The organism is Pseudooceanicola sp. HF7 (assembly GCF_011806405.1).
Taxonomy (GTDB): domain Bacteria; phylum Pseudomonadota; class Alphaproteobacteria; order Rhodobacterales; family Rhodobacteraceae; genus Pseudooceanicola.
In genome coordinates this window covers 56,064-68,309 of sequence record NZ_JAATOW010000006.1, presented here as the reverse complement: position 1 = coordinate 68,309, position 12,246 = coordinate 56,064, and the positions used below count along the sequence as shown (strand labels likewise).

11 protein-coding genes are annotated in these 12,246 nt (G+C 66.0%); 4 read left to right on the top strand and 7 right to left on the bottom strand.

Going from position 1 to position 12,246, the window contains the following annotated elements; genetic code table 11:
- Positions 1–310 precede the first annotated feature (310 nt).
- Entirely contained in the window at positions 311–1,522 is a 1,212-nt protein-coding gene (locus HCZ97_RS05070) for a deoxyguanosinetriphosphate triphosphohydrolase (protein WP_167687595.1), read from the bottom strand.
- A 90-nt stretch (positions 1,523–1,612) separates the two neighbouring features.
- Between HCZ97_RS05070 and HCZ97_RS05065 the strand changes: the two genes are divergently transcribed.
- Positions 1,613–1,930 carry an iron-sulfur cluster assembly accessory protein gene (locus HCZ97_RS05065; RefSeq protein WP_167687594.1) on the top strand — a complete coding sequence of 106 codons (318 nt, stop codon included), beginning with the start codon at positions 1,613–1,615 and terminating at the stop codon, positions 1,928–1,930.
- Between the two features lie 94 nt (positions 1,931–2,024).
- On the opposite strand, the gene HCZ97_RS05060 is transcribed toward HCZ97_RS05065, so the two are convergent.
- The 3 genes from HCZ97_RS05060 to HCZ97_RS05050 form a co-directional block, all read right to left on the bottom strand.
- Positions 2,025–2,963, bottom strand: coding sequence for a DMT family transporter (locus tag HCZ97_RS05060; protein ID WP_167687593.1), 939 nt, complete (start codon positions 2,961–2,963; stop codon positions 2,025–2,027).
- Entirely contained in the window at positions 2,963–4,141 is a 1,179-nt protein-coding gene (locus HCZ97_RS05055) for a hypothetical protein (protein ID WP_254871356.1), read from the bottom strand. Before HCZ97_RS05055 ends, HCZ97_RS05060 begins: the two co-directional genes overlap by 1 nt.
- Positions 4,142–4,271: 130 nt before the next feature.
- Positions 4,272–4,766, bottom strand: a complete 495-nt coding sequence (locus tag HCZ97_RS05050) for a hypothetical protein (protein WP_368484324.1) — start codon at positions 4,764–4,766, stop codon at positions 4,272–4,274.
- A gap of 587 nt (positions 4,767–5,353) precedes the next feature.
- Between HCZ97_RS05050 and xth the strand changes: the two genes are divergently transcribed.
- Positions 5,354–6,163: an exodeoxyribonuclease III gene (gene xth, locus HCZ97_RS05045; RefSeq protein WP_167687591.1), complete on the top strand. Its 810-nt coding sequence runs from the start codon at positions 5,354–5,356 to the stop codon at positions 6,161–6,163.
- A gap of 124 nt (positions 6,164–6,287) precedes the next feature.
- On the opposite strand, the gene ilvD is transcribed toward xth, so the two are convergent.
- Complete coding sequence (gene ilvD / locus HCZ97_RS05040) at positions 6,288–8,144, bottom strand: dihydroxy-acid dehydratase (RefSeq protein ID WP_167687590.1); 1,857 nt, start codon at positions 8,142–8,144, stop codon at positions 6,288–6,290.
- 108 nt (positions 8,145–8,252) lie between these two features.
- Here ilvD and HCZ97_RS05035 point away from each other — a divergent pair, with 108 nt between their 5' ends.
- The gene (locus HCZ97_RS05035) at positions 8,253–9,167 is read left to right on the top strand and encodes a LysR family transcriptional regulator (RefSeq protein ID WP_167687589.1); all 915 of its coding nucleotides are present in this window, start codon (positions 8,253–8,255) and stop codon (positions 9,165–9,167) included.
- A 122-nt stretch (positions 9,168–9,289) separates the two neighbouring features.
- On the opposite strand, the gene HCZ97_RS05030 is transcribed toward HCZ97_RS05035, so the two are convergent.
- Both HCZ97_RS05030 and dksA read right to left on the bottom strand, forming a co-directional pair.
- Complete coding sequence (locus HCZ97_RS05030; RefSeq protein WP_368484327.1) at positions 9,290–10,456, bottom strand: FAD-dependent monooxygenase; 1,167 nt, start codon at positions 10,454–10,456, stop codon at positions 9,290–9,292.
- Positions 10,457–10,749: 293 nt separating this feature from the next.
- Positions 10,750–11,172 carry an RNA polymerase-binding protein DksA gene (dksA, locus tag HCZ97_RS05025; protein ID WP_167687587.1) on the bottom strand — a complete coding sequence of 141 codons (423 nt, stop codon included), beginning with the start codon at positions 11,170–11,172 and terminating at the stop codon, positions 10,750–10,752.
- Positions 11,173–11,385: 213 nt separating this feature from the next.
- Between dksA and HCZ97_RS05020 the strand changes: the two genes are divergently transcribed.
- The gene (locus HCZ97_RS05020; protein ID WP_167687586.1) at positions 11,386–12,228 is read left to right on the top strand and encodes a MoxR family ATPase; all 843 of its coding nucleotides are present in this window, start codon (positions 11,386–11,388) and stop codon (positions 12,226–12,228) included.
- Positions 12,229–12,246 lie beyond the last annotated feature (18 nt).

Genomic DNA, 12,246 nt, shown 5'->3' with positions numbered 1-12,246 from the left:
ACCAAAGGGTAACCGCTGCGTGCGCCCCCCCTCGGTGCGCGTCACTGAGGTCACCCTCCGCTCCATCCGCGCAGTCCCCTTGTTAACAAGCGCGAATCGCCCGCCGGCCCCATGTCTGTATCGCGTCGGTAATACGTCGGTATCACGTCGGTGCCTGTGTCGGCATCCCGCCGGGGTTAACGCGGCGCACGCCGCCCCGACCTGCCCGAAAGGCCCGGGCACCCCTTGCCCCTTCTTCTTGCGGGTAACCTCCGGGGTGAATTGGGCCCGGCACGGGCTCAAGAGGGGCTGGCCCCTCCCCCTGCCGGTCTCACTCCTCGACCACCCGGTCGGCATAGCGGATATGCCCGGGGCCCGAGGCGCGCAGCCCCGGTTCGGGATCCTGCCCGGTCAGCCGGGCATGTTCCACGATGGCGAAACGGTCCGTCATGCCCGAGATATAATCGCAGACGATCCGCGCCAGGGCGATCTCGTCCCCTGTGATGTCCTCCACGTCCTTGCGCCACTGCTTGGGCAGCAGCTCGGGTTCTTCCATGAACAGCGGGAAGAGCTCGTGGATGATCCGGGTCACCTTCTTGCGCATCTCCACCACCTCGGGGGCGCGGTACATGCGGTGGAACAGGAACTTGCGGATGACCGTCAGGTCCTCCCAGAGCGTCGGCGTGAACTGCACCATCATCCGCCCGGCATGGCGCACATCGGTGACGCTTTGCGGGTCGATCTCTGCCAGGTTGGCGCGGCTGACGCGGATCACGTCCTCCACCAGCACGCCGAAGAAGCGGCGCAGCGCCTCGTGCCGGCGCCGGTAGAGGTTGAGGCCGGGGTAAAGCCGGTCCACCTCTGCAAAGCAGTCGTGCAGGATCGGCAGCTCCGCCAGTTCCTCGGTCGAGAAGAGCTCGGCGCGCAGCCCGTCGTGCAGGTCGTGGTTGTTGTAGGCGATGTCATCGGACAGCGCCGCCACCTGGGCCTCCGTACTGGCATGGGTGGACAGCTCCAGGTCATGCAGCTTGTTATAGGCGGCCAGCGCATGGGGGATGCGGCCCGTCACCGGCCCATTGTGCTTGGCGATCCCTTCCAGGGTTTCCCAGGTCAGGTTCAGCCCGTCCCATTCGGCGTAGGTGCGTTCCAGGTTGGTGACGATGCGGATGGCCTGGGCGTTGTGGTCAAAGCCGCCATAGGGCGCCATCAGCTCATGCAGCGCGTCTTCGCCGGTATGGCCGAAGGGCGGGTGGCCCAGGTCATGGGCCAGGGCCACGGCTTCGGTCAGTTCCTGGTCCAGCCCAAGAGCCCCGGACATGGTGCGTGCCACCTGACCGACCTCGATCGAATGGGTCAGACGGGTGCGGAAGTAATCGCCTTCGTGCTCGATGAAGACCTGCGTCTTGTGCTTGAGCCGGCGGAAGGCCGAGGCATGGATGATCCGGTCCCGGTCCCGCTGGAACGGCGACCGGAAGGAGCTGAGCGGCTCCTGGTAGAGCCGCCCACGAGAGGCGGCTGGATCGGAGGCATAGACTGCGGTCATTATGGCTTTGTCCCTGGGCTTCTTGTCGCCTTTTGCCATCCTCCTTATATTGGCGGGACAGGACATGCAAAATGTCAAAGGAATCCAGATATGAACCTGCCGCCCAAAGTCACAGACCGTGCATTCGACCGCCTTGCCGAGATCGGCGCGGAGGGTCAGGCCCTTCGCGTGGCCGTGGAAGGTGGCGGCTGCTCGGGCTTCCAATATGAAATCAAACTGGACGAAATTGCCGAGGATGACCTGGTTCTTGAAGGCAAGGGCCAGAAGGTCGTGGTGGACGCCACCTCCCTGCCCTTCCTGGCCGGGGCCACGATCGACTTCACAGAAGAGCTGATCGGCGCGCGCTTCGTGATCGAGAACCCCAATGCCACGTCCTCCTGCGGCTGCGGCACCTCCTTCTCGATGTAAGGTCCTTTGCGCGGGTTTCGGGCCTGCGCCACCTCGCCAAGCTTCAGACGGGCTGCCCCCAGGACGGGGGCGGCCCGTTTTCCTGTGCGCGGGGTTATTCCGCCGGCGTGACCACCAGGGGCTCTGCCACCGGGCGGGCCGCGCGGATCACGGCGCGGCGTTCCTGGGTGACCTGGTCCCAGATCAGGAACAGCCCCGATCCGATCACGATGGCCGAGCCAAGGAAGATATTGGCGGTGGGGAATTCCCCGAAGAAGAGCGCGCCCAGCAGTGTCATCCAGACGAATTGCAGGTTCATCAGCGCCGTGACCACATAGGCCGCCAGGTTGCGCAGCGCCACGACAGAGACCCAGCGAGCCCCGAACAGCAGCGCCGCATAGCCCAGCACGAAGCCCAGGTCCGCCAGCCCCATGGGGCGCCAGACGAAGGGCAGCGCCAGCCCCATCACCAGCATGATCGTCACGTTGGGATAAAAGACTTGCGCCAGCGCATTGGTCTCATGCCGGCCGATATAGCGCGCCATGACCATGGAGAAGGTGCCCGACAGACAGGCCAGCGCCGCCGTCAGATGGCCAGGCTTCACCTGCGCCACCCCTTCGGGGAAGAGGCAGAGCATGCCCAGCACCCCGGTGCCCAGGGCGATCCAGACCGCGATGGAGATCCGCTCGCCCAGGATGGGGCCGGACATCAGCGCGGCGAAGATCGGCATCAGGCCGATGAAGATGAAGACCTCTGCCAGGGGCAGATCGCGGAAGGCGTAGAAATAGCAGGTGGACGCCAGCAGCGTGGCCCCGCTGCGCAGCGCCATGGCCAGCGGCTTCGTGGTGCGCAGCGCGCGGGTGGGCCGTTCGCCCGAGGCCAGTGCACTGCCCACGCAGAACAGCGCCACCAGCCCGCCGGAAATCGCGTAGAGCTGGGGCGCGGCAAAGGCGCCGGCGATGAATTTGGTGATCGCATCCGCGCCCGAGATCAGGGCGGTGTAGAACAGGACCAGGAAGGTGCCGAGAAACGTGGCCGGCGCCAGGCGGGCCATCAGACCGGCACCGCGCGCGGGCCCGTGACCTGGGCCGCCCCGGGGCGCGGATTGGCACGGGCGAAGCTTTCGAAGAAGGCCGGGAAATCCGCGCAGGCCTCCTCGGCCCGGGCCAGGTGATCCAGGTCTTCGGGCGCGCCGTCATGGAGCGCCTCTGCGATGGGGCTGCGCATGACCTCCCAGTCGGCGGAGCGGCGGTCATCGGCCATCAGCAGGCGCGACATGGCCAGCAGCGGGCCCGATTCTCTTTGCGGCGGGGTGAAGCGGACCATGCCGTCAGGCACGTCATGGCCAAAGGGATCGCCATCAGCCAGGGCGAGCGCCCAATTGCTGACAAGATAGTCGTGATACCCGTCCTGCCCCATGAAATGTCCCCCATTCCAATGACTTCCACCCGATCCGGCCGCTTGCTGCCCTGCCCCTTCAAGGGCGAAACCATCGGTTTCCTGGGCCAGCCAGTCCTCCCAGGTGGGTGCCGGGGTCAGGCCGCAATGGCGCAGGGCCACGCAGACCTCGGCCAGGAGATCGGCGTTGCGGTCAAGGTAGGCGAGCGTTCCCGCAAAATTAAGACTTTTCTGCACGCCTAGCGGGAATCGCGGATTTCGGCTGCCGTATTCGCTGAGGTAGAAGCAGATATGGGTCAATTCATAGGCAGCCTTCTTGTTCGGCACCGCGAAGGTCGCGGAGCGCGAGGCGAAGGCGATCAGGCGGTCGGTCAGCCCGTCGCTGTCGGCGATGGGATCGACGCCCCGGCGCAGCATCAGGCGGCGCGCCTCGGCCCGCTGCAGATCCGAAAGCTCTGCCTCTGCCAAGCCCTGTTCGGCGGCCCGCTGGACCAGTTCCGCGCCCGTGTCACCGCCCATGCCAAGGTCTTCCAGGTCCAGGCAGAGGGACAGGAAGAAGCGGTAGTATTGAGGGAAGAAGGACAGGCGGTCGGCGATGCGATCGTAAAGGGCGTCATGCGGGGCCAGGGCGCCCTCGGGCAGGGTCTGGCCGGTGCATTGCAGGATGTTGAGAAGTTCCGCGTTCTCTTTCAGCCAGAAGACGTCCCCCTCTGCCCGGCGCTGGTGCGCAAAGGCGTCGATCAGCGCGGCGCAGCGGGTGGGCCGGTCGGCCTGGCGCGGCTTGTGCAGGCTGCTCTGGGGGAAGGCGATCACGTTGGAGGGGAGATAGGACATGGGGCCGCTCCTTTGGGTCTTTCTGGCAGGCGGAAGACGCGGAAATGGGACCGGCGCGCGCAGCCGCGCGCCGGGGACCGGGTTGCAGGCGCGGGGGATCCCCGCGCCCAGGACTGTCAGGAAGGTCGGCTCAGCTGCCGGAGGAGAAGGCGCCGGTGATGTCACCGCCAGCGGCTGCGGAGGTCACCGGAGCGGAACCGGAAGAGAAGGCTTCGACCGCGTCGCCCGAGACGGCTGCGGAGGTGACCGGAGCGGAACCAGAAGAGAAGGCTTCGACCGCATCGCCGGAGACGGCTGCGGAGGTCACCGGGGCGGAGCCGGAAGAGAAAGCCTCGACCGCGTCGCCGGAGACGGCTGCGGAGGTCACCGGGGCGGAGCCGGAGGAGAAGGCTTCGACCGCGTCGCCGGCGATGGCTGCGGAGGTCACCGGGGCGGAACCGGAGGAGAAGGCCTGCACCAGGTCGCCGGCCATGACGTCCGCGCTTTGCGGGGCGGAGCCGGAAGAGAACATCTCGATCGCATCGCCCGACATCAGGTCGCCGGAGAGGCTGGGCGCAGAGCCCGAAGACATCATGCCGGTGGCCTCACCGGACAGGAGGTCCTGCCATGCGGAATCGGTTTTCACTTGATTTTTCAGCTGTTTGCGGATAGCGGACATGTCACACCTTCTGGTTGTGTTGGGTCGTTCTGACACCTCAAGGCTTGCAGGTTGGAAAAGTTTTTCAAGCGCCGGATTTCCTGCGCGCTTGCCAATGGCACTTACCCACATGAGCTTCGCGGCACACCAAATTGTTTCCATTTCCAGAAGGGAATGTTGCTGAAATTTTAACTACTTAGCCGTTTCACCGCCAAATCCGGGCCGGACCGGGGCCGATCGGGAAAAAGCACCCCCAGGCGTGATGCGAATCAGCTTTTCGCCCCTGTCGCTCAGTCGCGCCACATCGCGCAAAAGTGGTGCCAACCAGAGACAGACAGACGCGGAAGAGCAGCAGGTTCACCCCGGTGATTCCCCCGCAATTCCCCGCTTCCGCTCCCAAAAGCCACCGCGCAAGCGCCCAGTGCTGACCGATTTCCGGTCTGCGGCGACACAGGTTTCACCCCCCTGCCCGGCGCAAAACCCCGGCGCCAGGGCCCGCTGCGCAAACGTCGTTCGGCTTGCGCCCGGCCCGCAGCCTTGTCATCAGGGGACAGCAGCCAGAAGGAGCCCCTTTCATGAAAATCGCCACGTTCAACATCAACGGGATCAAGGCCCGTGTTAACGCGCTGGGCGACTGGCTGGACGAGGCACAGCCCGACGTGGCCGTGCTGCAGGAGATCAAGTCCGTGGACGAGAACTTCCCCCGCGAGCTTTTCGAGGATCGCGGCTACCAGGTGGAAACCCACGGCCAGAAAAGCTTCAACGGGGTGGCGATCCTGTCCAAGCTGCCGCTGGAGGACGTGACGCGGGGCCTGCCCGGGGACGAGGGCGACGAACAGGCGCGCTGGATCGAAGCCACGGTGGTGGGCGATCACACCGCGCTGCGCATCTGCGGGCTTTACCTGCCCAACGGCAACCCGGTGGAGCTGGACGCGGCAGGCCGCCCGGTGGAGGGCGGGAAATATGCCTACAAGCTGGGCTGGATGGAGCGGATGCAGGCCCGCGCGACGGAGCTTCTGGCAACGGAAGAGCCCTGCGTGCTGCTGGGGGATTACAACATCATCCCGCAGGAGGAAGACGCCGCCAACCCGGACAAATGGCGCGATGACGCGCTGTTCCGCCCCGAGAGCCGCGCCGCCTATCGCCGGATCCTGAACCTGGGCTTTACCGAGATCTTCCGCACCCGGCACGCGGCGCCGGGGCATTACACCTTCTGGGATTACCAGGCGGGCGCCTGGAACAAGAACGACGGCATCCGTATCGACCACATGCTGATGAGCCCGCAATGCGCCGACCTGGTCACTGACTGCGGCATCGACAGCAGCATTCGCGGACGGGACAAGCCCTCTGACCACGTGCCGCTCTGGGCGGAACTGGCGCTCTGATCTGCCCCTCTGATCTGCCCGCCCGGCAGACAGCAGGACACACCGCTGAAATAAAAAACCCCGCGCCCTGGTCAGGCGCGGGGTTTCCCTTTTCTCAGGCCCTTTTAGAGGGCCCTGACCCGGATCAGACCCGGGTCTTGTTCAGCTGGTCCACGTCACGCACCGCGCCGCGTGCGGCAGAGGTGGTGAGCGCTGCATAGGCGCGCAGCGCGGTGGACACCTTGCGCGGGCGCTTGGTGGCCGGGGCCCAGCCCTTTTCGTCCTGTGCGGCACGGCGCGCGGCCAGCGTCGCATCGTCCACGGCCAGGTTGATGGTCCGGTTGGGGATGTCGATCTCGATCTTGTCGCCCTTTTCGACCAGGCCGATGGTGCCGCCCTCTGCCGCTTCCGGGGAAACGTGACCGATCGACAGGCCCGAGGTCCCGCCGGAGAAGCGCCCGTCCGTCAGCAGCGCGCAGGCTTTGCCCAGGCCCTTCGACTTGAGGTAGCTGGTCGGGTAGAGCATTTCCTGCATCCCCGGCCCGCCGCGCGGCCCCTCGTAGCGGATGATGACCACGTCGCCTTCCTTGACCTTGCCGGTCAGGATGTCGTTCACCGCGTCTTCCTGGCTTTCGCAGACGTGGGCAGAGCCGGTGAACTTCAGGATCGAGGCATCGACCCCCGCGGTCTTCACGATACAGCCTTCCTCGGCGATATTGCCGAAGAGCACGGCCAGCCCGCCATCCTGGCTGAAGGCATGTTCCTTCGCCCGGATCACGCCATTGGCGCGGTCGGTGTCCAGGTCCTTGTAGCGGTTCTCTGTCGAGAAGGCCTGGGTCGTGCGCACGCCCCCCGGTGCGGCCTTGAACAGCTGTTCGGCCTGCGGGTTGTTGGCGACCTTGATGTCCCACTTGCCGATGGCTTCGGCCATGGTCGAACTGTGGACCGTGGCGCAATCGTCATGCAGCAGGCCGGCGCGCGACAGCTCCCCCAGGATGGAGAAGATGCCACCGGCGCGGTGGACGTCTTCCATGTGGACGTTCTCGATGTTGGGCGCGACCTTGCACAGGCAGGGCACCTTGCGCGACAACTTGTCGATGTCGTCCATGGTGAAGTCGACGCCGCCCTCGTTGGCGATGGCCAGCAGGTGCAGCACGGTGTTGGTCGACCCGCCCATGGCGATATCGAGCGACATGGCGTTCTGGAAGGCCTCGAAGGTGGCGATCTCGCGCGGGAGCAGGCCCTTTTCGTCCAGCTCGTAGTGGCGGCGGGTGATCTCAACGATGCTGCGCCCGGCTTCCAGGAACAGGTGCTTGCGGTCCGCGTGGGTCGCCAGGGTAGAGCCATTGCCGGGCAATGCCAGGCCAAGGGCCTCTGCCAGGCAGTTCATCGAGTTGGCCGTGAACATGCCCGAGCAGGAGCCACAGGTGGGACAGGCGGCTTCCTCGATCGCGAGCACTTCCTCGTCCGTGTAGGTTTCCGAGGCGGCGGCGACCATGGCGTCCACCAGGTCGAGCTTCTTGACGTCAAGGTCGCTCAGCTGGACCTTGCCGGCTTCCATCGGACCGCCGGAGACGAAGATCACCGGAATGTTCAGCCGCATGGCGGCCATCATCATCCCGGGGGTGATCTTGTCGCAGTTGGAAATGCAGACCATGGCATCGGCGCAATGGGCGTTGACCATGTATTCCACGGAATCCGCGATCACCTCGCGCGAGGGCAGCGAATAGAGCATGCCGTCATGGCCCATGGCGATGCCGTCATCCACCGCGATGGTGTTGAATTCCTTGGCGACGCCACCGGCCTTCTCGACCTCTTCGGCGACCAGCTGGCCCAGGTCCTTGAGGTGGACGTGGCCGGGCACGAATTGCGTGAAGGAGTTCACGATGGCGATGATCGGCTTGCCGAAGTCGCCTTCCTTCATGCCGGTGGCACGCCAAAGGCCACGAGCGCCGGCCATGTTGCGGCCATGGGTACTGGTTCTCGAACGATAGCGGGGCATCGAACCCTCCCTCTGAATTGGATCTGGCAGAGAGTACCCCCCTCGCATGGGAGAGTGAAATATATTATTCTGCGCGTATTAAGTCGTAGCAGATATGAAGGATCGCCCATGGAGCCGCGCCAGCTGCGTCATTTCCTGGCCGTTGCAGAGCAGCTGCACTTTGGCCGCGCGGCGGAGAAACTGGGGATAACCCAGCCGCCGCTGTCCCAATCCATCCGCGCGCTGGAAAGCGAGCTGGGCGCGGCCCTGTTCCATCGCACCCGGCGGTCCGTGGCGCTGAGCCCCTTTGGGGCGGATTTCCTGCCCCATGCGCAGGAAGCCCTGAACGGGATTGAGGGGCTGACGGAGATCGCCGGCCAGCTGCGCGGCGGGGCCGCCGGGCGGTTGGAGCTGAGCTTTGTCTCGACCGCGGATTACAGCGTGTTGCCGGACCTTGTGCAGGGGTTCCGGACGCGCTTTCCCGGGGTGGAGCTGTCCCTGACGGAGATGACCAGCGACATGCAGATCACCGCCCTAGCGGCCGGGCGGGGCCAGGCGGGGATCATCATCCCCCATGGGGACGATCCCCTGCCCGAGGCGCTGGATTACCGCCGCCTGCTGGCCGAACCGCTGGTGGCCGCCGTGCCGGAAAGCTGGATCGCGGAAGGGCGGCTGCCGGGCGGCACGGCGCCCCTGCCGCCGGAGGCGGTGACCGACAAGCCGCTGATCGTCTTTCCGCGCCGCGCCGCGCCGCTGTTCCATGACCTGGTGACGGGCTATTACACAGCGCGCGGCGTGCGCCCCCGCGTGGCCCAGCAGGCGATCCAGATGCAGACCATCATCAGCCTGGTCTCTGCCGGGATGGGGCTGGCGCTGGTGCCGCGATCCCTGCGCAACCTGGCCCGCGCCGGGGTCTGCTACCGGGCGCTGGATGGAGATCCGCCGCTGCTGGAGACCGGGATCTGCTGGCGAAGGGCGGATGTCACCCCGACGCTGCGCAACTTCCTGGAGCTTGTGGCGGAGGGGGTGGCGGAGGGGGGCTGAGGGCGCGCCCCGAGGCGGGCGGTGTAAGAATGGGGGCCAGCCCCCGTCCCTGCGGGACTCCCCCGGAGTTTTTCGGCAAGAAGAAATGGGAAAAGGGGGTGCCGGAGGCGAGGCGCTGGGCGTCAGGCCAGGGTCTGGCCGCCGGTCACGTCGTGGCCATAGAGCCAGTCGAACTGGCGCAGCATCATCTCTGGCGCGAGACGTTGGGTGGCGCGCAGCATGGTATGGGCGGCCAGGCGCAGCGGCGGGAAGCGCAGGTGGTATTTCCAGGCGTTGCGGTTCGCGGCCTCGATCGCGCGGCGGCAGCGGGGGGCGCGGGCATCCTGGTAGCGGGCGAGGCCGGTGGAGATTTCCCCGGCCGTGCCAAGGCTTTCGGCCAGCACCCAGGCGTCCTCCAGCGCGAGGTTGGCGCCCTGTGCGAGGAACGGCAGCGTGGGATGAGCGGCATCCCCGAGGAGGGCCGTATGGCCGGAGACCCATTGCGGGGCGACGGGGTGGCGATGCAGGCCCCAGAGATGGCAGGTGGTGACCCGGTCCAGCATCTCGCGGACCTCGGGGCAGAAGCCGGCGAAGGCGCGGCGCATGTTGCGGGGGTCGTCCTGCTGGGACCAGCTGTCCGCGGCCCAGGCGCCGCGTTCCTCGATCCCGACGAGGTTGATCAACGTGCCGCCGCGCAGGGGATAGCTGACCAGGTGGCGGCCCGGGCCCATGAACAGGCGCACTTCCGGCGCGGGGGCTTTCTCTGCCGGGATCAGGGCGCGCCAGGCGACCTGGCCGGTGAAGCTGGCCTTGCCGTCGCCCAGCATGGCGTGGCGCAGGCGCGAATGCAGGCCATCGGCGCCGATCACCAGGTCCGGGCGAAAGCGGGCGGTGTTGCAGATGCGGATTTCGGGATCGGTGCCGGGGGTGACCTCATCCACCTTTTGCAACAGGCGGATGCGGGCGCCGGCGGCGCGGGCGCTTTCGGCAAGGGCGCAGATCAGGTCGGCGCGGTGACAGAAGTAATAGCCCGAGTCCTGGCCGGCGGCTTGCGATCCGAGCTCCATGCGCAGGGCGCGGCGGCCGCTGCGGTCGAGCAGGTTGATCGCCCGGCCCGGCTGGCCAATGGCGGCCGGGTCCAGCCCGAGCCCGCGCAGCACCGCGGCGCCATTGGGGCTGACCTGCAGCCCGGCGCCCACTTCGCGGATCGCCTCTGATTGTTCCACCACGGTGACATCGGCCCCGCGCAGGGCCAGCGCCCGGGCCGCGGCCAGCCCGCCGATGCCCGCGCCGATCACGACGATCTTCATATCATTCAACTGCAAGGGTCTTCCGCCCGTTTTCCGTCCTCGCGCCTGGCCGGGACCGGGCGCCGGTGGATATGGCCCCGCAAGGCAGGTCTTTGCAAGCGACAACGCCGGAGCTTTTGCCCCGGCGTCAGTCATTCTCTTCACGATGGCGTCAGGTTGTCGGGCCGGTCCTGGCCCCCTCCTCGCCCCCGGGGCGCCTGATCTGTCCCTTTCCGGGCGATCCCGGGGGACGGTGCAGAGCCGCCACCTGGCGCCGGGGGTGGTCTTTGCCGGGTGACCCCGGCGCGACCGGCTTAGTCGTCGCGGTGCACCCGCTCGCGGCGCTCATGACGTTCCTGGGCTTCCAGACTCATCGTGGCGATCGGCCGGGCATCCAGACGCTTCAACGAGATCGGCTCTCCGGTTACTTCGCAGTAACCGTATTCGCCTTCATCGATGCGGCGCAGGGCGCTGTCGATCTTGGACACCAGCTTGCGCTGCCGGTCTCGCGTGCGCAGCTCAAGCGCGCGATCCGTTTCTTCGGAAGCGCGGTCTGCGACGTCGGGAATGTTGCGGGTGTTTTCCTGGAGGCCTTCGACCGTATCACGGCTGTCGGCGAGGATATCCTCTTTCCAGGCATGGAGTTTTCGGCGAAAATATTCGAGCTGGCGCTCGTTCATGAATGGTTCGTCCTCTGCCGGACGATAGTCGTCATCAAGGAAAGTTTCAGCTTTCATCAGCGGCTCCCAAACTTGTCCGCAGCCCTCGATCGCTCCTGCCATTTCGAGCCGCGGGGTCCCCTGCGGCGGGGCTTAAACTGTTCCCCTATGGTTGTCACTACACAATTCCTGTTAACCCAGATGGATTGCCGGAGATTGCGGAAAACTTTATCGTTTACCGGAATTGGCATTCCATGGGCCGGGACGGTCCGCGACAGAAAGTTGAGAAACATGCGTTTTGACGGCACGGAAACTTACGTTGCAACAGAAGACCTTAAAGTGGCGGTCAATGCGGCCGTCACGCTGGAACGCCCGCTTCTGGTGAAAGGCGAGCCCGGGACCGGCAAGACGGAGCTGGCGCGCCAGATTGCCCAATCCCTGGGCCTTCAGATGATCGAGTGGAACGTCAAGTCGACCACCAAGGCGCAGCAGGGGCTTTACGAATACGACGCCGTCAGCCGCCTGCGGGACAGCCAGCTGGGCGAGGAACGCGTGCATGACGTGGCCAATTACATCCGCCGCGGCAAGCTCTGGCAGGCTTTCGAGGCCGATGAGAAGGTCGTGCTGCTGATTGACGAGGTCGACAAGGCCGATATCGAGTTTCCCAACGACCTGCTCCAGGAACTCGACCGGATGGAATTCCACGTCTACGAGACCGGGCAGACCATCCGCGCGCTGCACCGGCCCATCGTGATCATCACCTCCAACAACGAGAAGGAGCTGCCGGATGCCTTCCTGCGCCGCTGCTTCTTCCATTACATCCGCTTCCCGGACATGGAGACGATGCGCCGGATCGTGGAGGTCCATCACCCCGGCATCAAGCCCGCCCTGCTGACCACCGCCCTGACCCAGTTCTTCGAGCTGCGCGAGACCAACGGGCTGAAGAAGAAGCCCTCCACTTCAGAGGTGCTGGACTGGCTGAAACTGCTGCTGGCAGAGGACCTGTCGCCCGAGGATCTGAAGCGCGACGGGGCCAATGCCCTGCCCCGGCTTCACGGCGCGCTGCTGAAGAATGAACAGGATGTGCACCTGTTTGAACGGCTGGCCTTCATGGCGCGCGGGCAGCGCCGCTAAAGGCGCCCCGGCGCGCCT